The sequence below is a fragment of the Asticcacaulis biprosthecium C19 genome (assembly GCF_000204015.1).
Classification (GTDB): domain Bacteria; phylum Pseudomonadota; class Alphaproteobacteria; order Caulobacterales; family Caulobacteraceae; genus Asticcacaulis; species Asticcacaulis biprosthecius.
Genome location: NZ_GL883077.1, coordinates 1,453,893 through 1,479,568 on the forward strand (window position 1 = coordinate 1,453,893; position 25,676 = coordinate 1,479,568).

Sequence of the window (25,676 nt, forward strand, 5' to 3'; positions counted from 1 at the left end):
TGGAAGACGGTCCAGGGAGGACACGCCACGTGCCTGGACCGGCACACGCAGCGGAAAGTTGATCACGGCAAGCCGTGACCAATCCAAATGGCGAGGAGGCTGCTGGGGCGGGTTGCGACGTGAGCGCTAACATTGGAAAGCATCATGGCGTCGCAACAGCAGGGTGTTCGGTAGGTCCTCCGGTTATGTTTTTTCCCGAGTGTATACGTGGTATGATAATTTGTCTAAACCTCAGAATTGGTTTGACATTTCACCCTTCATCGCTTCAAAGTGTCCGCACAAGTGTTCGTTGTGTCCGGAAGCGTACATGTCCCAAGCCAAGCCCAGCGTCCTGTTCATCGATGACGATCCGGACCTGAGAAAAACCGCCGAACTTCTGCTGCGCAAGAAGGGCTACAGCGTCCATGGCGCGGCCCATCCGGACGAGGCGCTAAGCTGTCTGGTCGCCAACAGCATCGACGTCATTCTGCTTGACCTGAATTTTTCGCGCGGCCAGACCTCGGGCGAGGAGGGCCTGGCCTGCCTGCGCGACCTGCTGCGTCATGACCCCAAGGCGGCCGTTCTGGTGGTCACAGGCCACAGCGGACTGAATATCGCCGTCCAGGCCCTGCGCAATGGCGCGCGCGACTTCATCATGAAGCCGTGGAACAATGATCGCCTGGTTGAGGCCATCGAAGCGGCGCTGACCGCGCGCAAGCCAGTCGAGATCAAGGCGCTGGATCCCTCCATCATGGTCGGGCATTCGCCGGCCCTGCAACGCATCGCCTCTGCGATCGACCGCTGCGCGCCGCTCACCGCGTCGGTCCTTCTGACCGGGGAGGCCGGCACAGGCAAGACCCTGGCGGCCATGGCCTTTCACCGGCAATCCGGCCGCGCCAACCTCACCTGCGTCGAGGCGTCGGCGCTTACGGCCGGCGATCTCGATGACATGGCCAATACAACGCTTCTGGTCGAAAACATCGACCGGCTGGGGGAGGGTCAGGGACCGGCCCTGTTGGCCTGGCTGCACCGGGCGCCGCGCCATAACAGCCGGCTGATTGCCACCAGCACCCGGCCGCGCGCCGAGCTGGGTCTCGATCGCGGCCTGATGTACGCCATCAGCACGCTGGATGTCGCCCTTCCGCCGCTGCGTGAGCGGCCGGATGATATTGTTCAGTTGGCGGAGCATTTCATCCGCATTACCTGCCAGCAGCACGGTTTTGCCACCAGGACATTGTCGCCCGAAGCCCAGGCCCTGCTGACGTCACAGGCATGGGACGACAATATCCACGCCTTGCGTCATACGATTGAACGGGCGGTGATCCTGGGCGACAGCGTTACGATCTCCGGTGCCGACCTCGCCCTGCATACTGGCGACGGCCTGTCGGCTGTTCCGGTCAAACCGAAACTGGCGGCGTCGGAAAAGACCCTGATCGAAGACGCGCTGAAGCGGACCAACTTCAATGTTTCGGCGGCGGCGACTGAGCTGGGCTTGACGCGGCCGGCCCTGTACCGGCGTATGGCGAAACATGGCCTCTAGGACGCGCGCCTTCCACATGCTGCTGATCGCCGCTCTGGTGGCGCTGGCGCTGTTTGCCTTCGAGGCCGGGCGCACCGGGCTTTGGGTCAATCTTCTCCTGGGGCTGCTGGGCTGCGCTGTCTTGCTGTTCCTTATCTGGGTCCGGCCCGAGGACCGCCTGGCGTTGGTGTCATCGCCGCCGGTTCTGGCGCCGGATGATCCCGACGGCCTGCGTCTGCTGCTGGACCAGGTGCCGATCCCGCTGGTGCGCTGTGCGCCGTCGCAGACGCCGCAGGCCATCAATCGCGCGGCGCGCGGCCTGTTCCAGGCGGAGGATGTGATCGCGTCGGACGAACTGATAGCGGCTTTGACCGGGCCAGTCTCCGGCGCGCGGCCGGTGGTCACTGTGCTGGGGCGGCGCTATGCCCTGAGCGTCAGCGAAATCGAATCCGGCGACGGGCCCGTCCGCCTGGCCGCCTTGACCGATGTCCAGGTCGAGATGCACAAGGCCGAGGCCGCGGCGCTGCGCGACACCCTGCATATTCTCAGCCACGAGATCATGAATTCCCTGACTCCGGTGGCGTCGCTGGCCGATGTCGCCGATTCCTATCTGGACGGCGAGACCAGTGCCGGCGCCGGCTCGGCGCGTGAGGCGCTGGAGATGCTGTCGCGGCGCGCCAGGAGCCTGACGCGGTTCATCGAGGCCTATCGTTCGGTCGCCCGCCTGCCCGAGCCCGTGCTGCAGCCGGTGGCGCCGGCCCGGCTGATCGACGATATCCTGGGGCCGTTCCAGCACAGTTCCTCGGCGCAGGATGTCGCCTTTCAGGTGGATATCGCCGACGCTTTGCCGACCGTCGATATCGATGAGCCTCAGATCAGCCAGGCGATCATCAATGTCATCACCAATGCCATCGAAGCGACCGAAGGCCAGGCCGACCGACGAGTGCGCGTCTCTGTGTCCCAGGTGCACCAGACGGTGGCGATCCGCGTGTCCGACAACGGTATCGGCATCGCCGGCGACATTCGCAGCAATCTGTTCAGCGCCTTTGCGACCACCAAACCCAAGGGCACCGGCACAGGACTGAACCTGGCGCGACAGATTCTTCTGGCCCACGGCGGCAATCTCGAACTTCTCGACGGGGAGGCGGAGACGACCTTCGCCTTCACCCTGCCGGTCAGGGGTTGAGCATGCCCCTGATCAGCCTCAGCGATATCCATCATACCTACAGCGGGACGGCCCAGGCCGTACCAGCTCTGCGCGGGGTCTCGATCGACATTGATCCCGGCGAATTCGTCGCCATCATCGGACCTTCAGGTTCCGGCAAGTCGACCCTGCTCAACATTATCGGCACCCTCGAAAAGCCGAGCCAGGGCCGCTACCTGTTCGACAACCGCGACGTCACCACCATCCCCGAGCGCGACCTGGCTCGGCTGCGCGCCACCCGGATCGGCTTTGTTTTCCAGAACTTCAACCTGATCGACCACCTGACCGTCTATCAGAATATCGAACTGGGTCTGCGCTATCGCCGCGACCACCTGCGCGGCCGGCGCGAACTGGTCATGGAGGCGATGGACCGGGTCGGCATGGGGCACCGCGCCGACCACCTGCCGCGTCAGCTCTCCGGCGGTCAGCAGCAGCGCTGCGCCATCGCCCGCGCCATTGTCGGCCAGCCCGCGATCGTTCTGGCCGACGAACCGACCGGTAATCTCGATTCGCGCAACGCCGCCCAGACCCTGGGTATCCTGAAGGAGCTCAACGACAAGGGCACCACCCTGATCATCGTCACCCACGCGCTCAGTCAGGCCGACCAGGCCTCACGGACGATCGAGATGCACGACGGCCGCATCCATCTCTCAAGCCGCAGGCTGTCGTGACCCCGCTGCTGTCCCTCCTGCTGTACATCTTCCGCACGGTCGTCGCACGCTGGGGCGTCTATCTGCTGATGGTGGCCGGCCTGACCCTAAGCTATGCCGCCGCCATCGTCGTTACCCTTTATGTCCACGATGAACTGACCCACGATCGCTTTATGGCGCAAGCGGACCGGGTCTATATGCTGACGGCCCGCTATGGTCCGCCCGATCGCGGCCTAGTGGCCAGCGACCGGACGCCGGCTGGAATGGCCAAGTGGATGGCGTCGGACGTCGCCGAGATCGACCAGGTCGCCCGGATCGTCGCCATCGAATGGCCGATGCGCAGCGCCCGCCGCCAGGTGCGCGAACGCTTCTACTGGGCCGACCCCAACATTTTTAAAATATTGCAACTGCCGGCCGTCGAGGGCGACCTGGCCACAGCGTTGAAAGCGCCCGGCAGCGTGGTCATGACGCAAAGGATGGCACGCGCCTATTTTGGCCGGCCTGACGCCGTCGGCCTGACCCTGACCACCAAGGACAACCAGCCCCTTACGGTGACAGCGATCCTGAAGGACCTGCCGGCCAATACCCATCTCGACCGCGAGATCTTCGTCTCGGGCCGCGGCAGCTACTCCATGCTGGCGGTGTTCGACCTCAATCCCGACTATCAGTGGAACAGTGCCTATATCTACGCCACCTTCAAGCCCGGAGCGGACGTCGCCGCGGTCGAGGGGCGGCTGCAGGCCATCAGCCGCAGCCACTGGCGTGGCCCGAACAACCTGCCGGAAGGTTATGAGCTGATCCGCCTGACAGACCTGCACTTCCATCCGCATGGCGATGGCGAGCAGAGGCCGCGCGGCCACGTCGGGTCGATCCTCGCCCTGGTCGTCGTCACCGCCGCCATCCTGGCCCTGGCCGGCATCAACTTCTCGGGCCTGGTCCTGGCCGAAACCCAGGAGCGCGGTGACGAAATGGCCATCCGCAAGGCCTTGGGGGCGCGTCGTATCGACCTGATCTGGCAGATCCTGCGGGAGGCCTTGTGGGTCAACCTGGTCAGTGTGGTCCTGGCCCTGGCGGTGGTGGAACGGTTGTTGCCGGCGCTGAATGGCGGGTTGGACCTGGACCTGCACCTGTGGCGGCATCCGGCGGTCTTTCTGGGGGTGCTGGGGGCGACGGTCGTGTTGGTGACCGTGTTGAGCGGCCTGTATCCGGCGTTTGCCGTATCGCGGCCGGCGGCCAATACGGGCACAGGCCGTCTCAGTGCGCTGCGCTGGCGCGGCTGGGTGGTGGCCCAGATCGCTCTGGTCGTCGTGCTGCTGATCGGGTCGCACACCATGAACCGGCAATGGCAGTATGCCACCGACGATGCGCTGAACTTCAATGGCGACCATGTGGTGATGATCCGGTTTTCGGATTTTCCCAATGACGATGCCGACTTCGTGGCCCATCTGCGGGACCTCAAAGGCGTGGAGTCGGTGGCGGAATCCTTCGGCAGCCCGACGATGGACAATGTCCGTCCGGCCTGGATTCGCCGGCCGGGCCTCCCCCTGATCAGCCTGACGCGGAACTCGGCCCACCCTGACTTCTTCAAGGTCTTCCAGGTGCCGCTGGTGGCCGGCCGGCACCTGTCGGGCACATTTTCCGTCCCGGAAGTCCCGCCGGAAATCCTGATCAACCTCTCTGCGGTCAAGGCGCTGGGTTTCGCCACACCCGAGGCGGCGCTGGGGCAGGAGATCGTCTATGAGACCGACCGGACGACCATGCGGTCGCGCATTGTCGGCGTGCTGCCGGACCTTCGCTTTGCCACAGTGTACGAACCGAAGGGGCCGATGATCTTTGATAATTTTTCGAAATATCTTACCGTGGTGAACGTGCGGATTTCGCCAACCGACACGGCGGGGACCCTGGCGCGGATCGACGCCCTATGGAGCCGCGACAATGGCGGCTCCATGCCGATGCAGCGGTGGTTTTATCGCGACTATCTTTTGGACCAGTATCATGATCTGCATCAGCAGATGCGGGTCTTCAACCTGGTGGCCGGGGTGGCGATCATCTTGTCCACCCTCGGGCTGACGGGGTTGTGCATCTTCCTGACCCGGCGCCAGGCGCGCGACTTGGCGATATTGCGGGCGCTGGGCGCGACGTTCGGGGACATCTTCGTACAGCGCCTGACGCCGTTTTTCGTGCCCTTGCTGATCGCGAATGCCATTGCCTGGCCGGCTGCCTGGCTGGTCCTGCGCAGCTGGCTGGGGTCGTTCGCCGAGCATATTCCGTTGTCGGCGGTATCGTTTTTGGGCGCCGCGGTGACGTCGGTAGTCTTTGCCCTGCTGACGGTAGCGGCGCACTCGGCCCTGACGGCCGGGAAGGTGTCGGTGTCGGCGAGTTTACGGCATGAATGAGGTCAGTTCTGGAGACGGAGGCGGTGTTTTTTTGTCTCTGAGCCCTCTATTTATGTGGCCGTTTTTCATGGCTCTGGGCGAAGCACTGCGGACGGCTTAGCCCGGCCAGCGTGCAAAACATTGCGTTTGTGACAAAAAATTTGGCGTTGCTGGCTAGTTGACGCGGTTCGCAAACTCGCGTTCCTTAGGTTTATAGGTCAGTCAGTACAACCTGCGGGCATGTGGGTGGTTGTTTCCCCCTCGGCTTTTTCGGTTTTTTTAGCGTCTTCACGAGTGTGCAGATCGCCTTAACCTGCCTGCGCGCGACAACGTGCAGGGGTATGGCCGAGCGGCATCTTATCGAGTCCACGGGTTACCTTGCGTTTGCTTTTCAGGAAATGAAGCCATGACTGTGCGCGGTGTCGCAATTGTGTTGTTTTTCGTCGTGTCGTTCGGATCGGCGGGCTACACGGCCTGGCTGCACGCGCACCGCTCCAAGTTTCCAGTAGAGTACACGACGCCGCGGAACATGGTCAATTATACCAACCTGGACAGCTAAAAGATCCCCGTGTCAATAACGGCCGAGGAAAAAACAGTGCTTTCCGCAACCCGCATAGCAACATTCGCTTCAGTCGCGTTTTTTCTTGTTGTCAGCATTATCGGTCGCACTCGTAAATCGAAGTAATCATCTACGAATACAGGGATAGGAGCAGCATTCCGCAGCCGTTATTGACGCGGCATTGCAGGGGTATGGGCTGATCTTCGCTTGCGACTTGCGGCTTTGACTTGGCGCGCGACGAATTCACGGTAAGGGGTCAGAAAGACTACACGGGGCGCCATTGTGCATAAGGCCAGGGAAGGTTTTGCTCTCCGTGAGCATGCCATTATCCCTCTGATCACCGTCAACCGTTAAATGGGATGAAACGACGTTGCGGTTGGGTGTCGGAGGCTGATGATCGTTGGCGTCGCTTACGTCCTTGCTGCCTGTCGTAGAGCTAGGTCTGTGATCGCGTCGAGGAAGCGAATATGTTCGGGCGTGCACCAGGTCTTGTTCGACATTTGGCGCTGCCACGTCCAATCCGGCCAGTCCCGGAACAACTCATCCAATCCGAACTGGAAGGTTTCGTCCATATTCACCGAGACATAGCCGCGTTCGAAGGAAATGTAGGGCGATGGCCACTCAGCGCCGGCCAGGACGGCGACGACGGGTGACTCGTCCTTGGTCTCCATCACTTCCGGATGGTCTTCAAAGCACCATTTGATGGCGTCCTGTGGAGAGCTGATCCACTGGCGGAAACCGTCTATCGATTCTGGAAACTTGACCCGGCGGGCCAGGGAGACCTGGTCTTCGGAAGGCGTATCCATAATTGCGTACCTCGCTGCACCGATTGACATGACGCCTCGAGCAGAGGTGGGACGGCGTTCGAATTCCGTCAAGGGTTTGAACCGGCGATCACCGCAATATGACCGGAAGGTAACAAGGTGCGCAAAGACTGGGTGCGGCGGCTCAGCACCTAGGTGATCCGCGGTTCTCCCGAGATCGTAGGCGACTGAATAAGACAATTGCATTGCGATCGTCCGAAGCCTACCGGTAAGCACCGGCTACCACCTGGAGACCCGAATGCTTGCGAAGTCCCGGCCAAAGTCTTGGCTTGTTATCCTTGGGGTGGTGGCTGCCTGCCTCCTCGCCGGCGTCGTTTGGTTCATGGTGTCGCGTCCCGCAACGGTCGCGGTTCTGGAGATCAAACCTGCCACAACCGAGATCGGGCTTTCGGTCGTCGGGCGTGTGCGGCCTGCCGACCTGGTCCAGTTGACGTCGTTAAATGCCGGACAGGTCATTCAGCTTCTGGCCGACAATGGCGACCGCGTCCAGGCGGGTGCGGCGCTGGCGGTTATCCGCGCCACGGTCGAACAGGCTCAGACCCAGGCCAATGCCGCACGCGAACGCGCAGCGCGCGCCGAGGCCGTGGAGGCCCGGCAGTCCTATGAACGGACGCGCATGCTGGCCGACAAGGGGTTCGCCGCCCCCGCCGCTCTGGACATTGCGCGGGCCAAGCTCAATGCCGCCGAGGCCAATCTGGCCGCCGCTACGGCGGACGTGCAGGCGGCTGCCGAACGCACACGTGAGTTCACCATCCGGGCGCCCATGGACGGCACGGTTCTGCTTCGTCCCATCGACAATGGTCAGGTCGTCGCGGCCGGCGAAACCCTGTTCGAAGTGGGCTCGGATGCCGGCACGGAGATCTGGGCGGAGGTCGACGAAACCTATGCCGACGATCTGCAGCCGGGCATGCCGGCGCGCGCCGCGCTGTCCGGGTCTGACTCGGTCTTCGGCGCCCGGCTGAGCGAAGTGTCGCCGCGGGTCGACGCGTCGACCGGCGGTCGTCAGATCCGGCTGGTCCCTGACACCACCACCACGCTTCCGCCGGGGCGCTCGGTCGATGTCACGGTAGTGCTCAGCCAACGTCCCAACGCCATCGTAATCCCGCGCAAGGCTGTTATAGACGCAACCGCCGGTCCCAAGGTCTATGTCGTCGACAACGAGGGCGTCGTGCGTGTGCGCGAGGTGGCCATCCTGCGCTGGCCCTCCGTCAATGCCATCGTGGAAAAGGGCCTGAAGGCGGGTGACCGCATCGTCCTCGACCCGTCGTCGGTTCGCAACGCGCAGCGGGTGCGCCCCGTGCCGGCCGGCGGGCAATGACATCATGTTCGCCTTTACCGTTGCGCGTCGCTACCTGTTCTCCAATCCGCTTCAGACCGTCCTGCTGGTGGCGGGCGTTGCCCTGGGCGTCACGGTTTTCATCTTTATCACCGCCCTGATTGCCGGCCTGGCCGTCTTGCTGACCGATCAGGTGACGGGCAACAGCGCCCACGTGACGCTGGACCCGCCGACCCGCGTTGCGCGGGTTCTCCCCGGCGCGCAACCCATCGAATCCGTTGCCCTGGTCTCCACGGTCCAGCGGCGGCAAATCCGCGACTGGCCGCGGATCGAGGGACTGCTGCGCGCCGAACCGTCAGTCATCGCGATTAGCCCCCAGATCACGGGCAGTGGCTTTCTGGTTCGCGGCGAAGCGGTCGCCCAGGTCGAGGTCATTGGCCTGGAGCCGCAGGGCATCGACGCCATCACGCCGATCTCGAGCAAGATTATCAGCGGCAGCAATGCCCTGGGCGCCGACGGCCTGCTGATCGGTGAGCGCCTTGCCCAGGAGTTGGGGCTTTATGCCGGCCAGGTCGTGTTGTTGCGGACCGAGCGCAATGCTGAGCGGCAACTGACCGTCAAGGGCATCTACCGCACCGGGCTGCAAAGCCTGGACGAGCGCGTTGCCTTTCTGTCGTTGCAAACCGCCCGCCCGCTGTTTGACCTCCCCGAGGGCGTCACCAAGATCGAGATCAAGCTGAACAATCCCACGACAGCCCGCGAAGAAGCCGATTTCCTGGCCGAAGCGACGGGTTTGCGGGCGATTTCCTGGCAGGACAAGAACCTCGACCTGGAAGGCGCCCTCAAGTCCCAGGGGCAGACCGGTACGCTGATCCAGATCTTTTCGCTCATCTCCATCGTTATTGGCGTGGCCAGCGCCCTGGTCCTGTCGGCGTACCGGCGGCGGCCGGAAGTCGGCATCATGCGCGCGTTTGGAATTCCATCGGGCTTCATCGCCTGGATCTTCCTGCTTCAGGGTCTGCTGATCGGGCTGGCCGGCGCCGCTATCGGCTGCGCCACGGGCTACGGTTTGTGCACCTGGCTGGCAGGATTGACTCGCGCTGATGGCACGGCGGCCCTGCCCATTGCGCCGGAGCAGGGCGGCTATGTCGCGGCCATTGTTCTGACGACGCTGGGAGCCGTCATTGCCTCGGTTCTGCCCGCCCGTGCCGCCTCGCGCATCGATCCGCTGGAGGCGATACAGCAATGACCCGACTGCTGGAAGCGCGCGGCATCGAAAAGACCTTTCACAACGGGGACGAAGACACCCAGGTGCTGAAAGGGATCGATCTCGATCTGGAACCGGGGGAGATGGTCGCGCTTTTGGGCGCGTCGGGCTCCGGCAAGTCGACGCTTCTGTCGATTGTCGGGCTGTTGCTGCGCCCCAGCGCCGGCACGCTGACGATCAGCGGCCAGGCGATCGACGGCCTGTCCGAAAAGGAACGCAGCCATTTTCGCAATACGCGTTTGGGCTTTGTCTTTCAGTTCCATCATCTCTTGCCGGATTTTACAGCGCTGGAGAATGTCGCCTTTCCGGCGGCGGCGCCGGCGGGCGGCCTGTCACGGCAAATGCGTGAACGTGCGAGCGAATTGCTGGGCCGGGTCGGGTTGTCCGACCGCGCCGACTTTGGTGCCAACCGCCTGTCCGGAGGCCAGAAGCAGCGCGTCGCCATTGCCCGCGCGCTGATGAACGCTCCGGACCTCGTCATCGCCGATGAGCCGACCGGCAATCTCGACCGCGAGTCGGCGGATCGCGTTCTGGACCTGATGCGTGAGGTCAATAAGGCTGACGGCGCAACCTTCCTGATCTGCACCCATGATGAAAGCGTTGCTGAACGCTGCACGCGGCGCATCACGCTGCTTGACGGCCGCGTGAGTTGAGCGGTTGGACGGTGGCGGAATATTGGCCGCGCGGTTGGTCCGTTGACCTCTGCGGCGCGTATGATCGTTATCGATCACCTGAGTGCCTTGCGCGATGAACCTTTACCTCTGTGCCGTCATGGCCGGTGTGACCACCTTGCTACTGGGCGGGTGCGCCAGCGCGCCCCTGACGACTGCATCGACCCTATCGTCAGCGGACCAGTTGACGCCTGGCAAGACGGGAAGGACGACGACCAGGGAATATCGCGACGGCCCGGCCCTGGCGCAGGTGAAGCGTGTCTACCTGCATCCGACGGAGCTGGTGACCGGTGACGCGGCGCGTTACACGCTGAAAGACGACGAAAGAGAACTGGTGCTGGCCGAGGTCGAGGCGCAACTGTGCTTTGAACTGGCCGAGCGTTTCGAATTGGTGCGTGAACCGGGCCAGAGCGATGCCGAGGTGACGTCTGCGGTGACGTGGTTCGAGCCCACGGGCACAGCCGGGTCGGGCGCCGCGGCGGCGGTCAACTTCTTCATTCCCGGCCCGCTGGGGGTACGGCTGCCCGGCACCCTCGGGGGGCTGGGTGGTGAAGCGGAGATGACCGCCGGCAAGCGTCAGATCGCCGCTATTGTCTGGGCCCGTCAGGCTCAGGCCGTCGGCACCGACTCGCCGTCCCTGTCGCGTTTGGGCGATGCGCTCCAATTCGCCGAGCCCTTCGCGGACGATGTGGCACGGGTGATGTCGCCGGATACCCTGCCGCAGCCAAGAACCTACACTGCCGCCAACGATCCATGTGCGGCTTACGGCGACCGCATTCAGGCGGCCGGCTTCATCTTTGACAAGGTCACAGGTGTCTATGTACCCTCCGGTCGTAGGAAAGTCACAACCGAGGGTTCGGGCAATTAGAGCGGTTCTCGCCGCGCATTAAGCCCTCTTTTATATCACCCTGTTATATTGGCGCCTGATCTCGAAGGGATGGCGCAGGGTTGAAAACCTTCATAGGCAGGCTGAGGCATATTTTTACCGTCTCCGGCGAGAGTCCGGAACTGGTCCAGGCGCAGTTTCGCGCCTTCTGCAAGCAGATGCCCACCCTCTACTTCATCCTGACCGTCAGCACCCTGGCGGTCAGCTACACCTTCTCGTCGCGTGCGCCGCTGTGGCTGTCGGTCTATCTGCCCGGGGCGATATGCCTGGTCTGTGTCGGCCGGTTCCTGTGGTGGATACGCGCCGGCAAGAAGCCCGTCTCCCATGACCATGCGCTACATCACCTGAAGCGGACCAACACCCTGGCTGCGCTGCTGTCCATAGGTCTAACGACATGGGGTTTAAGTCTGTACGGCTTCGGCGACGCCGAGGCCCAGGGGCATGTCATCTTCTATATGGCGTTGACGGTCATCGCTTGCATCTTTTGCCTGATGCACCTGCGGTCGGCAGCCATCAGCGTGACGCTGATCGTCGTTGCCCCCTATATTGTCTTTCTGATGGCAGAGGGCGGGCCGACTCAACGCGCTATCGCCGTCAACCTGTTACTGGTTTGCATGGCCATGATCAGCGTTTTGCTGACGCATGATCGCGACTTCAAGGAACTGATCTCGTCACGCCGTGACCTGACCGCCAAGCAGGCGGAAACCGAGGCCCTGTCCAATGAGAATTTCCGCATTGCCAATCTGGATGCGTTGACGGGCCTGCCCAATCGGCGGCGGTTCTTTCATGATGCCGAAGCTGTCTTTGCTGCTGCTGAGGCGGGCGGGAAGGCGCTGGCCATCGGGGTGATCGACCTGGACGGGTTCAAGCCCGTCAATGATACCTTCGGGCATGCGGCCGGCGACAGGGTTCTGGTCGAGGCGGCGGAACGGTTTCAGCGGGCCGCTGCGGAAACCGGACACCCGGAGGTCATGGTCTATCGGCTGGGCGGGGACGAATTCGGCCTGGTCGTTCAGGGAGAGTTGCGCACGGGTGTGCTCGAGGATCTCGGACGGCGGCTCACGGAGGCGACATCGCGGCCATTCGCAGCCGGCGGTGCCCATACCCAGTTGGCCTGTTCCATCGGGTTTGCCCTTTGGCCGCAGTCCGGCACCACGGCGGAAAGCCTTTTCGAGTGCGCCGACTATGCGCTCTATCATGCCAAACGGCATCTTCGGGGACAGACCGTCCTGTTTTCGACCGACCACCAGGCGGAGATTCTCAACCAGAGCGTCGTCGAACGCAGCCTGCAGGCGGCCGATCTGTCAGCAGAGCTTTCGCTGGTCTATCAACCCCTTATCGACCTGCGCACCGGTCGCACCGTCGGCTTCGAAGCCCTGGCGCGGTGGGACAATCCCAGCCTGGGGCGGGTGACGCCGGCGGTGTTCATTCCGGCGGCCGAACGAGCCGGGCTGATCGGCACTGTGACCCGCGTGTTACTCGAAAAGGCGCTGCGCGAAGCCAGGACCTGGCCGCCGGCCATGGGTCTGTCGTTCAATCTGTCGGCCCACGATATCTGCGCCGCCGAGGGTGTGGTGCGGCTGATCGCCATTGTCCACGCCAGCGGTATCGACCCGAAACGCATTGACTTCGAAATCACAGAGACGGCCATGACGGCCGATTTCGAACGCGCATGCCAGTCGGTGAATACCCTGAAGGCTTTAGGCTGCCAGGTGTCACTGGATGACTTTGGCACGGGCTATTCGTCGCTCAGCCATGTCCACCGGCTGCCTCTGGATCGCATCAAGGTCGATCGCAGCTTCGTCGCCGATCTCGACACCAATCCGGCCAGCCGTAAGATCGTCAAGAGCCTGACCTCGCTATGCCTGGACTTCGGCCTGACCTCGGTGATCGAGGGTGTCGAAACCGCGCAACAGCTGGAGGTCTTGGCCGGCCTTAATGGCGATCTGGCCCAGGGCTTTCTGTTCGCATGTCCGATGCCGGCAGCGGAAATACCAGCCTACCTGGCTGGCAGCGCTCAAGCCGTTGCCAGAATGGTATGATAAAGACGCAGATAGTCCTGCGCCATTCGTTCGACCGAAAATCGCCGCGCGACGGTCTCTGAGGTGGCTCGCCTGTCGATATCCGGAATGCGGGCTACGGCAGCTATCGCGCCATCCAGATCGTCGACAAGAAAGCCGTTGCGACCGTCTTCGATAATTTCCGGCATCGAGCCGCGCCGCATGGCGATGACGGGCGTTCCGCAGGCCATGGCTTCAATGACCGACAGGCCAAAGGGTTCGTCGAAATTGATCAGGTGCAGCAAAGCATAGGCCTGCCCGAGAGCCTGGCGGCGCGCTTCGCCCCCGACAGCACCATGATAGAGGATCGTCAAGCCGTCGATCCGCGGTGCGATCTCGCGTTCGAAATAGCCCTGGTCCTGGACGATACCGTAGATATGGAGGCGGCGGCCCACCGCCTGAGCGACGTCGATGGCTTCACGCGTGCCCTTGTCGGGGTGGATGCGGCCGAAATAGAGCAGGTCGTCGCTGCCCACCAGGTCCAGCGGAAAGTCCTCCGGCACGATGCCATGGTGGATGGTGGCGGCATAACGCAGGTCCGGCGACCGGTCGGCTTCGCTGATGGCGACGTAATGGATGCGATCTTCGTAGGGCTTGTACATCGGCAGGATGCGCTGTGACGAAAAGCCGTGAATGGTCGACACCATCGGTGTGTCCACCAGACGGGAAAAGGCATGAGCCGGGAAGTCCGCCTGATTGTGAATAATGTCGAAGCGATCAGCCTGTTCGAAGACATGGGCCAGGTGGCGGTATTCCCAGACCTTGGCATCGATCGACGGATCTTCGCAGTAGGGGGAGGGCACAACCGCGTCCAGTCTGGCCGTGGTGACGCTGTCACAGGTGGCGAACAGGGTGACGTCCACGCCGGCCCTCACGAGGGCTTCGGTCAGAAGGCTGGTCACCAGTTCCCAGGGACCATAGTGGCGCGGAGGTGTGCGCCAGGCGATGGGCGCAATCATGGCAATACGCATTCGGTCAGAGGATCTCCAGAATCAGGCCTTCATGGGGTGCCAGACCGTCGGATGACGGCACGGCCAGGGTTGAGAGCAGGGGCGCGGTGATGACCCCATCCGGAACCATCAGGCGGCGTGGCTGGTCTGTCAGGTTCAGCGCCACCATCAGCTTTTCGCCGTCAGCTCGACGCTGATACTGCAACACGCCGCAATCCCCCGGCAGGAGGGCGAAGTCGCCGCTGTTCAGCGCCATATGCCGACGGCGCATTGCCAGCAAGCGGCGGTACAGATTTAGCATGGAGCCCGTGTCGGCGGTCTGATGCGCCACATTGCGCGTAGCCCAGTCGTCATGCAGCGGCAGCCAGGGTTCCGCGGTGCTGAAACCGGCATTGTGGCTGTCGTCCCACGCCATGGGCGTGCGCGACGGATCGCGGCCGAGGCCCAGCCCCGGCTGGCGCAGGTCCTGCGGATCGCGGATGCGGTCGGTCGGGATCACAACGCAGGCAATGCCAAGTTCGTCGCCCTGATACAGGGTCGGCGTCCCACGCAAGGTCAGCAACAGCATGGCGGCGACGCGGGCCTGGGCCTCACCGATGCGGCCGGCGATGCGTGGCGCGTCGTGGCTGCCCATTACCCAGTTCGGCCAGCCGCCCGGTGGAAGAGCGGCTTCGTATTCGGTGATGATCCGCGCCAGGGCTTGCGCGTCCCACGGGGCGTCGAGGAGCTGGAAATTGAATGGCAGATGGACGCCGGGCCGGTCGTCCGAGCCGTAATAGGTGACCAGTTGAGGGACCGGCAGGCAGACCTCGCCGACCAGCAGGCGCTCGCCGTAGCTATCCGCCACCTGGCGGAAGCTTTGGACGACGTCGTGGATTTCAGGCTGGTTGGCCGAATGGTGCTGCAAAACCTTGAACTTGTCGCCCAGTTCTGGCCGGAAGTCGGGATTGAGCGGATTGTCGGGCAGGCCTTCCGCCTTGATGCAATGCCACAGCACATCGATGCGGAAACCGTCGACGCCGCGGGCGAACCAGAAATGCAGCACGTCGGTCATGGCCTGGCGCACATCGGGATTGCGCCAGTTGAGGTCGGCCTGTTCCTTCAGGAAGGCGTGGAGATAGTACTGGCCGGTGGCCGGGTCGAGCTCCCAGGCCGAGCCGCCCATGTCGCTGGTCCAGTTGTTGGGCGGACCGCCGTCGGGGGCCGGATCGCGCCAGATATACCAGTCGCGTCTGGGGCTGTCGCGCGACGACCGGCTTTCGATGAACCACGGGTGCTGGTCCGAGCTGTGGTTGGGAACGAAATCGAGCAGCAGCTTCAGGCCTCGGTCATGGGTCTCTGCCAGCAGGGCGTCGAACTGCGCCAGGTCGCCAAACATCTCGGCGACATCGCAGTAGTCGGCGACGTCGTAACCGAAGTCTGCCATGGGGGAGGGAAAGATGGGCGACAGCCATATGGCGTCGACCCCCAGGGCCGCCACATAGTCTAGTCGCTGGCGAATGCCATCCAGGTCACCGATACCGTCACCGTTGCTGTCCTGAAACGAGCGTGGATAGATCTGGTAGACCACGCCGCTTTCCCACCAGGGACGCCGGGTTGCAGGGGCTTGAGTGTCGAGGCGCATGCGGCGAATGACACCAACCGTGCGTAAGGAAGCAATGCGAGGATCTGCGCCGAATTCGGGCTATACCCCCTCGTTCGATGGGATTGAAGCCGGGTGCCCTTGCCACCGATACTTGCGCCACAAAGCAAGGCTCGGAGGACAAGATGGCGCTCTATAATGGCAACAATTCGGACAACCTGATTACAGGCTCTGTTCTGGCGGATCAGATATACGGCCGCGGCGGTAATGACGTGCTGGACGGCGGCGACGGCAACGACCTTATCGACGGTGGCAATGACCACGACGTCCTCTATGGCGGGGCAGGACATGACAGCTTGTATGGCGGATCGGGCAATGACAACCTGATCGGTGGCGCCGGCGACGACCAGCTATATGGCGGGCAAGGCCAGGACTGGGCGACCTATACCGGAGGTGCCGCCATTGTCGCCAATCTCAACACCGGCCTCGTCACCGGCCAGGGCAGCGATACGCTGAATGGCATCGAAAACATCATGGGCTCGGATTTTGCCGACATCCTGCAGGGCAATGCCAGCGCTAATAAGTTGCATGGCGGCGGGGGCGACGACCGTTTCGTGGTGTCCTATGGGTACGACGAACTGGTGGGTGGCACCGGCACGGACGTGCTCGACTTCATCAATGCCGGTCCGGTCCAGGTCAGTCTGTTGCAAGGGACCTATTACATGAACAACAACAATGCTGGCACGGCAACGGGTTTCGAAGACATACTCGGCGGCAATTCCAATGACCTGCTGCGTGGTGACAACGGCGCCAATCGGATCGATGGCCGCGGCGGCCAGGATACCCTGGACGGCCAGGGCGGTGCCGACGTGCTGACCGCGAGCGGTGGCCATGACAGCCTGACAGGTGGCGCAGGTAATGACAGCTTCGTCATCGCCGCCAGCAGCGGCAACATCGTCATCAGCGACTTTACCCAGGGTTCCGACGTCATCGACCTGTCTCACTATTTCGACCAGAACGGCCAGAGCGCCGTGTGGTCGGCCAGTGCGGCGCAACAGGGCGCCAACACCGTCCTCACCCTGACCGGGGCCGCCCAGACCGTGACGGTGACGCTCAACAATGTCGTCCGCGCCAATCTGACGGCGGCTGATTTCGTGAACCCCGCGCCGACCCTGCCGGCCCCGGTGTATGTGCCGACCGGTGACGTCTTCGTCGCCACGCCGGTTTCCGGTGGTGGTGCCCAGAGCCTGGTCATCGGCCAGTTCGATGACGGGCTGGACCTGATCGACCTGTCGGCCTTCGGCTATGTCTATGATTCCGGGCTGAACGACTATGTCGCCACGGTCTGGTACGACAACGGTTTGCGGCAGGCCGGCGGTGATGTGGTGACGACCTTCCACGACGGCAGCGGCGCCACCTTCACGCTGGTCATCGGCAATACCCAACTCAGCCAGATCGACCTCGGTGACTTTATTTTCTGATTTACCCGAAGCAGGTTAAATACGGGGGATGGGCATGACAGGGGAAGGCCGGCTGGCCGAGGCATGGCGTACTGTGGCGCGGATCGGGGACCTCTCCGATCCGCGCCGCGCGGCCTTGCGCGCCGCCATTCTGGTCGCCGTGCTGATCGCGTCGCAGGTTTTGTTGTGGGCCATGGTAACCGCCGCTGAGCGGCTGTCGCGACCTGCCGGCATGGCCAGCCAGACCGAGGTAGAATATCGTCTGCGCTACGCCGATGGCCATCTGGGCGAGCCGGCGCAGGCGCGTCATGACGGCACTGACGGCTATGTCGTCCGCACTGAAGTCAGCGACACGGCCATCGTCTATTCGCTACCGTTCGAGGTCGCCGATCCGGGCAAACCGCAAGCATTGTACCTGTCGATCCGCGAGCAGATCCACGAAATCCTGGTCAATGGCCACCTGGTTCAGCCGCAACTGGCGCTCAACAAGGTTCAGGGCGTGGTCAATTCCGAGCCCGGCCTCTACGTCCTGCCGGCGCGGGCACTGAAACCGTCGGGCAATGTCATCACCGTCGAACAGAGCCGCTTTGGCTACGCCTATGCTCTCCCGGAATTTGCGATTGGACCGGCCGATGAGCTGGGCGCGGCCTATCGCTGGAAGACCTTCTTCACCGTCGACCTGGCCATGGGCGGGATCTTCATCCTGGGCTTCACCTCTTTACTGGTTCTGGTCATCGACTGGCCGGCGGGTGACCGGCGGCGCGCCCGCGCCCTGGTGGCGCTGCTGATGTCCAGCGCCCTGGTCACCTACCTCTTCTCTTTCACACCGACTCTCGGCGTGCCGCTGAATATCATCATCTGGCTGCTGATGCTGGTCGGGCTGGGCAACACCCTGGCCGCCCTGTGGTATGTCTTTTGTGACATGGGTCTGCCGGCGCCATGGACCCGGCGCCTCGGCCAGGTCGGGCTGGTTCTGGTGGGCCTGTTGACCGTGCAACTGATGGCCGGTCTGTTTGTGCCCGGGCTCGACGTCCACCTGACCTATCTCAGCCTCGACCTGTCGCACTATGTCATCGGCGGCGCGTGCGCCGTCGCCGTCCTGCTGCTGGGCGGTGCGGTGGCGGTGTTGCGGCCGTCGCGCTGGGGCGAGCGCCTGGCCGTCATGGTCTGTCTCTCGACCTTTGCCCTCGACCATGTCGGTTCGCTGATCGACCTGACCTCGCCCTTTGTGCCCGATCTGCCGTTGACCCTGTATCTGTCGCCGGTGGTGGGCGTGCTGCTGGGCCTGGCCATGCTGCTGTCGATTTCACGCCAGGCCGGCGAGGCCCGTCGCGTCGTCGCCAATGCCAATGAGGTGCTGGAAACCACATTGAAAGCCCGCGAAGACGAATTGCGCGCCGGCCATGAACGCCAGCAGGTGCTGATGCAGCGCCATGTCCTGCTGGAAGAGCGTCAGCGCATCGTGCGCGACATGCATGACGGCATCGGCGGCCAACTGCTAGGGCTGATGTTGCAGATACGCGGCCGCCATATCGCCCCGCCGGCTATCGAAGCGTCGCTGCAGACCTCGATCGATGACCTGCGCCTGATCGTGGACTCGCTCGACTCGGCGGAGGAGGGGTTGTGTGCCGCTCTGCGCGCTTTCGAATACCGCGTTCGTTCCCAGATCGAAGGCGCCGGTCTCGGCTTTGCCGTCGACCTGAACCTGGCTCCGGCCGAAGGCCTGCGGCCAGGGCCGCGCGCCTCCTTGCAGATCCTGCGCATCCTGCAGGAAGCGGTCAGCAATGCGCTGCGCCATGCGAAGGCGACGCGCCTGGTCTTGGACGGCGGGGTGTCGGACGGCGTCCTGACGCTTTGCCTCGGCGATGATGGCCGTGGCTTTGTGGCGGGCGAAACGGGCGGACGGGGCCTGGGCAATATGAAGGCGCGGGCGAAACGCCTTGGGGGGCAGCTTGACATCGCCTCGGGCGCGGGCGGTACGCGTGTGGTTTTCACCGTGGCGGTGGCCGCGCTTAACCAACTGGCGGCCGAAGAGGTGGCGCTATGACCGAACCGGCGCGGGTGCTGATCGTCGAAGATGACGAGGTCTTTTCTCGGTACATGGTCGAAGCCCTGTCGCGCGCACCGGATATCGTGGTGGCTGCAACGGCGGCCAGCCTGGCCGACGGCCTGACCAAGCTGGCCGTGCAGCCGGACCTGGTGCTGCTGGATCTGGGGCTGCCGGATGGCAGCGCCCTGCCGATCATCGAGGCGCTGCGCGCCCAGAACCCGAAGGCGCGCGTTCTGGTGATCACCGTGTTCGAAGATCGGGCCAGCGTTCTGAAGACCCTGCGTGCCGGCGCCGACGGCTATGTGCTCAAAGACACCGGACCGGACAAGCTGATCGAGTGGGTACGCGCGACCCTGGGCGGGGAAACGCCGGTTAGCCCGCGCGCGGCCGGGCATCTGCTGAGCCTGCTGCGCGAGGACGAACCGCCGGCCGAAGCGTCGCCGCCGTCACCTTTGAGTGCACGTGAACAACAACTGCTGGAACTCATCGCCCAGGGCCTGAGCCGCAAGGAGGCGGCGCGGGTGATGGGGATTTCGCCCTACACGGTGGCGGAATATATCCAGGGCATCTATCGCAAGCTGTCGGTGCGCTCCCGCGGGGCGGCGGTGCGTGAAGGGATTCATAGTGGCTTGATCTCAGGCAGCCGGCCGACGGGCTGACACCGCAACCTACTTCTTCTTTTTCTTGCCCTTGGTCGTCGCCTCCGGTGTGATCACCGCCACAGCGCCTCCGGACGGAGCCAGTTTCAGGGTGAGGCTGCCCGACGTGTCAGCCGCCGAAGACGCAACCGTCAGGCTGTTGACGTCGGCGCCGTCCTGCCAGGTTTTTGCGGTGAACTTGCCGTCGCCCAGGAAGCTTAAGGGCACGGTGACGTCGCGGCCGCTTTCGTTCGTCATGGCCCCGACATACCAGGTGTCGCCCTTGCGCCGGGCGGTGACAATGAATTGGCCGATGTCACCCTGTACGACGCGGGTCTCATCCCAGGTGGTCGGCACAATCTGCAGGAATTCGGCCCCATCGGCCCAGGAGCCATCTGCTTTTTTGTACGCGGATGGCGAGTCCGACACCATCTGGAACGGCGAGTCGAAGACGACATACATGGCCACGGCCTGGCCGCGGGTGGTCTGGACGAAGGGCGCCTTGTTGCGGCGCTGGGCCGCGAATTGCTCCGGCGGCAGCGAACGGAAGCCGCCCGGCGTATAGTCATGCGGCCCCAGGATCTGGCGCGTGAACGGCAGGGTGACATTGTGGGTGGCGGTGATTCGACCGCTCCACTTGTTGTATTCGGCCCCCATCACGCCTTCCTGGGTGATGTAGTTCGGCCAGGTGCGGTTCAGCCCGTTGGGCGGATAGGCGCCGTGCATATCGACCAGCAGGTGATGCTTCGCCGCGACCGCCATCAGGCGGTGGTAGTAGTCAACCATCTCCTGGTCGTTGCGGTTCATAAAGTCGACCTTGATGCCTTGCAGCCCCCACTTTTCATAGGTGGCCAGGGCCTCTTCCATCTGGGCGTCGAGCTGGTGCCACTGCACCCACACCCAGACGCCGACGTTCTTGGATTTGGCGTAACGCAGCAGCTCCGGCATATCCAGCACCGGCTTGGCCTTGGTGATATCGGCCGCCGGATTGGGCTCGATATCCGAGCCCATCGACCAGCCTTCGTCGATCAGAATGTCGTCCAGCTTCATCGAGGCGGCGAAGTCTACATAGGCCTTGTAGCTGGCGGTGTTGATGCCGGCATCGGGGACGTCCAGCGCCCAGTCGTTCCACCAGTCCCACGCGGTCTTGCGGCCGCGGATCCATGAGGTGTCGGCGATTTGGGACGGCGTCGCCAGAGTGGTGATCAGGTCCGAACCCGTCAGGTCGCCAGGCTGGTCGCCGATCATGACCACGCGCCACGGCGTCTGGAAGCCATCGGCATCGAGCTTGACGTCGGCCACCACGCTCTTGCGGAAGCGGTAGTTGCGGTCGTTGTCGAAGCGCGGCGGCAGGTTGGTGCGCACGCCGGTGCCACCGTCGCCGCGGCCGGAGATATAAAAGCCGGGATAGTCCTTCACGTCGGACTCGGCGATGGCAAAGGTCTTGTTGCCCTCGCCGGTCTTGCATACCAGAGGTGCGATGTAATTGTTGTGCTCGCGGATCAGCGAGGCCTTGATCGGGTCGTATTCGCCTTCGAAACTGGTGTTCATGGCGCCCATATTTGCGCCCCAGCAGGTATAGTCGGCCGGGAAGAAGAACTGGGTGTTCTCGCTCATCACCTTGAATCCGGTGACGTCGCCTTGTGCCGGGACAGCGTAGCGCATGGCCACCCCGTTGTCATAGGCGCGGATGATGACGTTGAATTTGAAATTGCCCCCGCCGGCGGTCAGGGCGATGTCGCTCTGGTTATAGTGGTCGGGGACGACGGCGTTTTTGCCGACCACGGGTTTCCAGGTCGAATTGACGGTGGTTTCCGTATGGCCAGTGATGGTCGAGCCCGAGCCGATATAAGCCACGTCCAGCCGCCATTCGATCGAGGAGGGGCCGATGATGGCCTTGCCGTCCTGTTCGACCGTGTAGCTCAATCCGCTCTGCGACTGGTCGAAGCTGATGGCGACCCGTCCGTTGGGCGAGGTGACCTTGACGGTTTCGGCGGACGCCGACCCTGCTGCCAGCGCAGCGGTCAAGGCCATGAGACTGATGGAGATGCGTGACATGGTAGGCTCCCTGATCTGTTCGTTGAGGGATTCCTATTTTTTATTACTTTATTCTGCAAGTCACATTGTTGCTGGTTATGTCGCCCGATAGTCGGCGATGACCTCGCCGGCAAGGGCGATCTCGGCCTCGTGTGGGGTGTCGCGTTCCGTCTCCGCCAGGCCGCCGGCGTACCAGGCCTGCATGGCCGGTTCCTCGAGCATGCGGTCAATATAAGCGCGCGACGTTTTGCTCAGGTCGAAGCCGACACCGTAGGTCTGGACGCGGAACACGACCGGAGCAAAGAAGGCATCGACGGCGGTAAAAGCGCTGCCAGCGAGGTACGGACCGCCGAACGTCGTGAACCCGTCGGTCCACAAGGTATCCAGGCGCGCCAGATCGCGGATCAGGGCTGGCGGGGTGTCGAACAGCTTGACCCGCACGCCGATGGTCATCGAGCAATAGGTGCGCAGCGCTGAGAAGCCCGAGTGCATCTCGGCTGCCGCCGAGCGCGCCCAGGCCCGGGCGGGCTTGTGGGACGGCCAGACCTGCGGATAGCTTTCAGCGACATATTCGGCGATGGCCAGCGAGTCCCAAACCGTTACATCGCCATCGACCAGGGCCGGGACCAGGGCGGTTGGCGAAAAATCGCGAAAACCGGAATTGTCGGGTTTGAAGAAGTGCTGGCGTTCGGTGAAGGGGATGTCGAGCGCCGTCAGCAGCACCCACGGCCGCAGCGACCAGGACGAATAGTTCTTGTTGCCGATATGCAGTTCGTAAGACATGGGCATCTCCTCCGGATTCGCCGGCAACTAAACCCGACTCCGATAAAATGGCCATATGGCTTTCCTGCCAATTGGCAGGGCAAATCAGCCAAACTGATAGGCGCTGATCGCGATGCCGGTCTGGCCCACGCTGTCTTCGTGGTAGGTGCGGCGCGACGGATCACCGCGACCGGCGCCGGCCACCACCATCAGCGGCAGAAGATGTTCCTCGCGGGGGTGGCAATCCCTGGCATTCGGCGCGCCGGCCCAGGCGGTCAGGCCATCGGGCCCTGCTGCCAGGGTCTTGTCCAGCCAGGCGTCAAAGGCGTGCGACGCCGGACCGCTGTTGCTGCCACGGCCCATCAGGCGCGGGATGCTGTGGTAGCTCATGCCGCTGCCGACGATCAGCACGCCTTCGTCGCGCAAGGGCGCCAGGGCACGGCCCAAGGCGAGGTGCTCGGCGGCATCCAATCCATGTTTCAGGGAAAGTTGAATCGTCGGGATGCCGGCGTCCGGGAAAGCCAGAAGCAGGGGAATGAAGACGCCGTGATCGAAGTCGCGGTGGGCGTCCGTAGCCACCGTAATGCCGGCCGTTCTGGCCAGGTCCTGGACGCGCTCCGCCAGGGCTTGCGAACCCGGCGCCGGCCAGGTCAGTTCGTAGGTATGCGGTGGAAAGCCGTAATAGTCGAACAGCAGGCCCGGCGCCGCCTTGGTCTGGACCGTGAACTCGAACTCTTCCCAATGGGCGGAAATAACGAGGATGGCCTTGGGCTTTTCTCCAACATCCTGGGGCAGGCGTTTGAGGTAGGCGCCCATCTGATCCCACATGTCGGCCGGGTTCCAGTCCATGAAAAAGCACGGTCCGCCGCCGTGGGGATATACACCGTCGGAGTCGTCATCAGTAAGCTTCTACTTCTATTACGAGGCCGATGTCGTCGCCGACGACCGGCGCCAGGTTGCCGAGACCAAAGGCTTTTCGGCTGAGTTGGGTGGTGGCGGTAAAGCCGACCCCCGTCTTGAACAGCGCCGGGTTGAAGGCCTTGCGGTTGAAGGTGACGTCCAGCACCACGCTTTGGGTGATGCCATGAACCGTCAAATCGCCGGTCACCTTCGCCGTTTTATCGCCGGTCGGTTCGACAAGGGTGCTGACGAAAGTCGCCTTGGGAAACCGGGCGATATCGAAATATTTTTCGCCCTTCAGCAGGTCGTCGAATTCGGGCAACGCCGTGGTCAGGGTGGCCATGTCGAGCGACGCCGTCACCGAGCTTCTGGCCGGATCGTCGCTGTCGAGCACGATCGTACCTGCAGCGCCCATCACCTTGCCGGTGGGGTGCGACAGGCCGAAATGTTCATAGGTGAACTGGGCTGAGCTGTGTTTCGGCTCAATCGTATAGGTCTCAGCGGCAGCGACGGGCCAGGCCGTCGCTGCCAACAGAAAGATCAGGCTGGAAAGCCGTGCCGACATGGATCTATTCGGCAATGGCTTCCGCGGTGATCACCAGATGAATCTCGTCGGACACCGCCGGGGCATAGGCGCCGACGCCAAAGTCGCTGCGCTTGATCGTACCGGTCGCCGAGAAGCCAGCAGCCTTCTTCTTCTTCATCGGATGCTCGCCCAGACCGTTGAGGGTCACGTCCAGGGTCACCGGCTTGGTGACGCCGTGGATGGTCAGATCGCCGGTGACCGTTGCCGTCTTGTCCGAAGTTGTCTGGACCGCGGTGCTCTTGAACGTGGCGGTCGGGAATTTCGCGGCGTCGAAGAAGTCCGCGCTCTTCAGGTGGTTATCCAGCGCCGGCACACCGGTGTTGAGGCCGCTGATATCAAAACTGACCGATACGGACGACTTGGCCGGATCGGCCTGGTCGAGCGTTACCGAGCCGACGGCATTGGCAAACTTGCCGGTCGGCTTGGAAAAACCAAAATGGGTCCAGCCAAACACCACTTCGGTGTGGCCGGCATCCAGCTTGTAGGTATCTGCGGCAAAAGCCGGCGCGGTGGCCAGGCCCAGGGCGATAACCGAGGCGGCGAGCAGGGAGGTCAGACGTTTCACGGGGAGTTCCTTTGTGGCTGTGATCGAACTGTATATGTAACAATAATGATTACTGTTTAGTTTTGCAAGACCGGCCCCCGGATGCCTGGCGAAAATATGATTGCAGCCCCGCAGCGCGAGGGCAATCGCTAATTCGTTCATCATCGCGAATTGCAACAGCCGCCAGGCTCCCCATATCGCAGGCATCCGACAACGGATACTGAACCAAGGAGGGCTCATTATGCCAGACACTGCCATTACCGTTTCCAAGATCGACATGTATCAGGCATCGGTGCCGATCGTGCTGCGCGCCCTGACCAATCTCAAAGCCATACTGGGCAAGGCCGAGGCCTGGGCCGGCGAGCGGAAGGTCAAGGAAGAGACGGTGCTGAATGCGCGTCTGGCGCTGGACATGCTGCCTTTGGTCAAGCAGATCCAGCTTGCCAGCGACAATGCCAAGGGCATTGCTGCGCGCCTGGGCGGGGTCGACAATCCGTCCTATGCCGATGAGGAAAAGACCTTTGCCGAACTGCATGAGCGCTTGCAAAAGACGATTGATTTCGTGAAATCCGTGCCGGCGGCCGGGTTCGAGGGCTCGGAAACGCGCGATCTGGTGCTGAAGTTTCCCAACCTCACCATGGAATTTACTGGACTGGCCTATCTGACCGGTTTCGCCATTCCGAACTTCTTTTTCCATGTCACCACAGCCTACGCCATCCTGCGCCATTCGGGTGTGCCGCTGGGCAAGCCGGACTTTCTAGGCGGCTGATTTGGCGGGTTTCGGCTCCCGAGCAGACCCTGCTGCGGTATGTGTCGAAACTGACACATTCGGGAGCCGTCCTCTGCTGTCGTGCATCTGTCAGCTTGAAATCGTTATTTGACGCGACTAGCTGGGAT

General features: G+C 63.0%; 22 protein-coding genes. 14 read left to right on the forward strand and 8 right to left on the reverse strand.

The window, feature by feature from the left end; translation table 11 throughout:
* The first annotated feature begins 307 nt into the window (after positions 1-307).
* The 5 genes from ABI_RS06925 to ABI_RS24990 all read left to right on the forward strand — a co-directional run bounded on the left by ABI_RS06925 (position 308) and on the right by ABI_RS24990 (position 6,286).
* The gene (locus tag ABI_RS06925; protein WP_006272171.1) at positions 308-1,519 is read left to right on the forward strand and encodes a sigma-54-dependent transcriptional regulator; all 1,212 of its coding nucleotides are present in this window, start codon (positions 308-310) and stop codon (positions 1,517-1,519) included.
* Positions 1,509-2,684 (forward strand): sensor histidine kinase, encoded by a 1,176-nt coding sequence (locus tag ABI_RS06930; RefSeq protein ID WP_040308671.1) that lies wholly within the window; start codon positions 1,509-1,511, stop codon positions 2,682-2,684. Before ABI_RS06925 ends, ABI_RS06930 begins: the two co-directional genes overlap by 11 nt.
* Positions 2,685-2,686: 2 nt before the next feature.
* A complete protein-coding gene (locus tag ABI_RS06935; protein ID WP_006272173.1) occupies positions 2,687-3,373 on the forward strand; it encodes an ABC transporter ATP-binding protein in 687 nt (228 codons plus the stop codon).
* On the forward strand, positions 3,370-5,748 hold the full coding sequence (locus tag ABI_RS06940; protein ID WP_006272174.1) for an ABC transporter permease: 2,379 nt from the start codon (positions 3,370-3,372) through the stop codon (positions 5,746-5,748). Before ABI_RS06935 ends, ABI_RS06940 begins: the two co-directional genes overlap by 4 nt.
* A 385-nt stretch (positions 5,749-6,133) precedes the next feature.
* Entirely contained in the window at positions 6,134-6,286 is a 153-nt protein-coding gene (locus ABI_RS24990; protein WP_006272175.1) for a hypothetical protein, read from the forward strand.
* Between the two features lie 410 nt (positions 6,287-6,696).
* On the opposite strand, the gene ABI_RS06945 is transcribed toward ABI_RS24990, so the two are convergent.
* A complete protein-coding gene (locus ABI_RS06945; protein WP_006272177.1) occupies positions 6,697-7,092 on the reverse strand; it encodes a hypothetical protein in 396 nt (131 codons plus the stop codon).
* A 256-nt stretch (positions 7,093-7,348) separates the two neighbouring features.
* On the opposite strand from ABI_RS06945, the gene ABI_RS06950 reads away from it, so the two are divergent.
* From ABI_RS06950 to ABI_RS06970, 5 genes are all read left to right on the forward strand, one after another.
* Positions 7,349-8,428, forward strand: coding sequence for an efflux RND transporter periplasmic adaptor subunit (locus tag ABI_RS06950; RefSeq protein WP_157138734.1), 1,080 nt, complete (start codon positions 7,349-7,351; stop codon positions 8,426-8,428).
* A 4-nt stretch (positions 8,429-8,432) separates the two neighbouring features.
* A complete protein-coding gene (locus tag ABI_RS06955) occupies positions 8,433-9,635 on the forward strand; it encodes an ABC transporter permease (protein ID WP_006272179.1) in 1,203 nt (400 codons plus the stop codon).
* A complete protein-coding gene (locus ABI_RS06960) occupies positions 9,632-10,306 on the forward strand; it encodes an ABC transporter ATP-binding protein (RefSeq protein ID WP_006272180.1) in 675 nt (224 codons plus the stop codon). Before ABI_RS06955 ends, ABI_RS06960 begins: the two co-directional genes overlap by 4 nt.
* A 94-nt stretch (positions 10,307-10,400) precedes the next feature.
* Positions 10,401-11,192, forward strand: coding sequence for a DUF3313 family protein (locus ABI_RS06965; protein ID WP_006272181.1), 792 nt, complete (start codon positions 10,401-10,403; stop codon positions 11,190-11,192).
* 80 nt (positions 11,193-11,272) lie between these two features.
* A complete protein-coding gene (locus ABI_RS06970; RefSeq protein ID WP_006272182.1) occupies positions 11,273-13,252 on the forward strand; it encodes a putative bifunctional diguanylate cyclase/phosphodiesterase in 1,980 nt (659 codons plus the stop codon).
* On the opposite strand, the gene ABI_RS06975 is transcribed toward ABI_RS06970, so the two are convergent.
* Entirely contained in the window at positions 13,228-14,241 is a 1,014-nt protein-coding gene (locus ABI_RS06975; RefSeq protein ID WP_006272183.1) for a glycosyltransferase family 4 protein, read from the reverse strand. The genes ABI_RS06970 and ABI_RS06975 overlap by 25 nt on opposite strands.
* A 4-nt stretch (positions 14,242-14,245) precedes the next feature.
* Positions 14,246-15,844 carry an alpha-amylase family glycosyl hydrolase gene (locus ABI_RS06980; RefSeq protein ID WP_050808212.1) on the reverse strand — a complete coding sequence of 533 codons (1,599 nt, stop codon included), beginning with the start codon at positions 15,842-15,844 and terminating at the stop codon, positions 14,246-14,248.
* Positions 15,845-15,987: 143 nt separating this feature from the next.
* Here ABI_RS06980 and ABI_RS23470 point away from each other — a divergent pair, with 143 nt between their 5' ends.
* Genes ABI_RS23470 through ABI_RS06995 form a run of 3 tightly spaced genes read left to right on the forward strand, consistent with a single transcriptional unit; the run spans position 15,988 to position 19,971 of the window.
* Positions 15,988-17,283, forward strand: a complete 1,296-nt coding sequence (locus ABI_RS23470; protein ID WP_169313711.1) for a calcium-binding protein — start codon at positions 15,988-15,990, stop codon at positions 17,281-17,283.
* 34 nt (positions 17,284-17,317) lie between these two features.
* On the forward strand, positions 17,318-19,309 hold the full coding sequence (locus ABI_RS06990; protein ID WP_040308672.1) for a sensor histidine kinase: 1,992 nt from the start codon (positions 17,318-17,320) through the stop codon (positions 19,307-19,309).
* Positions 19,306-19,971 carry a response regulator gene (locus ABI_RS06995; RefSeq protein ID WP_006272187.1) on the forward strand — a complete coding sequence of 222 codons (666 nt, stop codon included), beginning with the start codon at positions 19,306-19,308 and terminating at the stop codon, positions 19,969-19,971. Before ABI_RS06990 ends, ABI_RS06995 begins: the two co-directional genes overlap by 4 nt.
* A 9-nt stretch (positions 19,972-19,980) precedes the next feature.
* On the opposite strand, the gene ABI_RS07000 is transcribed toward ABI_RS06995, so the two are convergent.
* The 5 genes from ABI_RS07000 to ABI_RS07020 all read right to left on the reverse strand — a co-directional run bounded on the left by ABI_RS07000 (position 19,981) and on the right by ABI_RS07020 (position 24,800).
* Entirely contained in the window at positions 19,981-22,008 is a 2,028-nt protein-coding gene (locus tag ABI_RS07000; RefSeq protein WP_157138735.1) for a glycoside hydrolase family 97 protein, read from the reverse strand.
* 75 nt (positions 22,009-22,083) lie between these two features.
* Positions 22,084-22,770, reverse strand: a complete 687-nt coding sequence (locus ABI_RS07005; protein WP_006272189.1) for a glutathione S-transferase family protein — start codon at positions 22,768-22,770, stop codon at positions 22,084-22,086.
* Positions 22,771-22,854: 84 nt separating this feature from the next.
* Positions 22,855-23,598: a DODA-type extradiol aromatic ring-opening family dioxygenase gene (locus tag ABI_RS07010; protein ID WP_006272190.1), complete on the reverse strand. Its 744-nt coding sequence runs from the start codon at positions 23,596-23,598 to the stop codon at positions 22,855-22,857.
* A gap of 49 nt (positions 23,599-23,647) precedes the next feature.
* Positions 23,648-24,214: a YceI family protein gene (locus ABI_RS07015; RefSeq protein ID WP_006272191.1), complete on the reverse strand. Its 567-nt coding sequence runs from the start codon at positions 24,212-24,214 to the stop codon at positions 23,648-23,650.
* Positions 24,215-24,218: 4 nt separating this feature from the next.
* The gene (locus tag ABI_RS07020) at positions 24,219-24,800 is read right to left on the reverse strand and encodes a YceI family protein (protein ID WP_006272192.1); all 582 of its coding nucleotides are present in this window, start codon (positions 24,798-24,800) and stop codon (positions 24,219-24,221) included.
* 220 nt (positions 24,801-25,020) lie between these two features.
* On the opposite strand from ABI_RS07020, the gene ABI_RS07025 reads away from it, so the two are divergent.
* The gene (locus tag ABI_RS07025; RefSeq protein WP_006272193.1) at positions 25,021-25,548 is read left to right on the forward strand and encodes a DUF1993 domain-containing protein; all 528 of its coding nucleotides are present in this window, start codon (positions 25,021-25,023) and stop codon (positions 25,546-25,548) included.
* Positions 25,549-25,676 lie beyond the last annotated feature (128 nt).

What these genes read in the sequence shown, in the direction of transcription:
- ABI_RS06960 (WP_006272180.1), top strand. Translation starts at nt 9,632, where the DNA reads ATGACCCGACTGCTGGAAGCGCGCGGCATCGAAAAGACCTTTCACAAC.
- ABI_RS06935 (WP_006272173.1), top strand. Translation starts at nt 2,687, where the DNA reads ATGCCCCTGATCAGCCTCAGCGATATCCATCATACCTACAGCGGGACG.
- ABI_RS07005 (WP_006272189.1), bottom strand. Translation starts at nt 22,770, where the DNA reads ATGTCTTACGAACTGCATATCGGCAACAAGAACTATTCGTCCTGGTCG.
- ABI_RS06950 (WP_157138734.1), top strand. Translation starts at nt 7,349, where the DNA reads ATGCTTGCGAAGTCCCGGCCAAAGTCTTGGCTTGTTATCCTTGGGGTG.
- ABI_RS07010 (WP_006272190.1), bottom strand. Translation starts at nt 23,598, where the DNA reads ATGGACTGGAACCCGGCCGACATGTGGGATCAGATGGGCGCCTACCTC.
- ABI_RS07025 (WP_006272193.1), top strand. Translation starts at nt 25,021, where the DNA reads ATGCCAGACACTGCCATTACCGTTTCCAAGATCGACATGTATCAGGCA.
- ABI_RS06965 (WP_006272181.1), top strand. Translation starts at nt 10,401, where the DNA reads ATGAACCTTTACCTCTGTGCCGTCATGGCCGGTGTGACCACCTTGCTA.
- ABI_RS06995 (WP_006272187.1), top strand. Translation starts at nt 19,306, where the DNA reads ATGACCGAACCGGCGCGGGTGCTGATCGTCGAAGATGACGAGGTCTTT.
- ABI_RS06975 (WP_006272183.1), bottom strand. Translation starts at nt 14,241, where the DNA reads ATGCGTATTGCCATGATTGCGCCCATCGCCTGGCGCACACCTCCGCGC.
- ABI_RS06980 (WP_050808212.1), bottom strand. Translation starts at nt 15,844, where the DNA reads ATGCGCCTCGACACTCAAGCCCCTGCAACCCGGCGTCCCTGGTGGGAA.
- ABI_RS07015 (WP_006272191.1), bottom strand. Translation starts at nt 24,214, where the DNA reads ATGTCGGCACGGCTTTCCAGCCTGATCTTTCTGTTGGCAGCGACGGCC.
- ABI_RS06945 (WP_006272177.1), bottom strand. Translation starts at nt 7,092, where the DNA reads ATGGATACGCCTTCCGAAGACCAGGTCTCCCTGGCCCGCCGGGTCAAG.
- ABI_RS07000 (WP_157138735.1), bottom strand. Translation starts at nt 22,008, where the DNA reads ATGTCACGCATCTCCATCAGTCTCATGGCCTTGACCGCTGCGCTGGCA.
- ABI_RS24990 (WP_006272175.1), top strand. Translation starts at nt 6,134, where the DNA reads ATGACTGTGCGCGGTGTCGCAATTGTGTTGTTTTTCGTCGTGTCGTTC.
- ABI_RS06955 (WP_006272179.1), top strand. Translation starts at nt 8,433, where the DNA reads ATGTTCGCCTTTACCGTTGCGCGTCGCTACCTGTTCTCCAATCCGCTT.
- ABI_RS06990 (WP_040308672.1), top strand. Translation starts at nt 17,318, where the DNA reads ATGACAGGGGAAGGCCGGCTGGCCGAGGCATGGCGTACTGTGGCGCGG.
- ABI_RS23470 (WP_169313711.1), top strand. Translation starts at nt 15,988, where the DNA reads ATGGCGCTCTATAATGGCAACAATTCGGACAACCTGATTACAGGCTCT.
- ABI_RS06925 (WP_006272171.1), top strand. Translation starts at nt 308, where the DNA reads ATGTCCCAAGCCAAGCCCAGCGTCCTGTTCATCGATGACGATCCGGAC.
- ABI_RS06930 (WP_040308671.1), top strand. Translation starts at nt 1,509, where the DNA reads ATGGCCTCTAGGACGCGCGCCTTCCACATGCTGCTGATCGCCGCTCTG.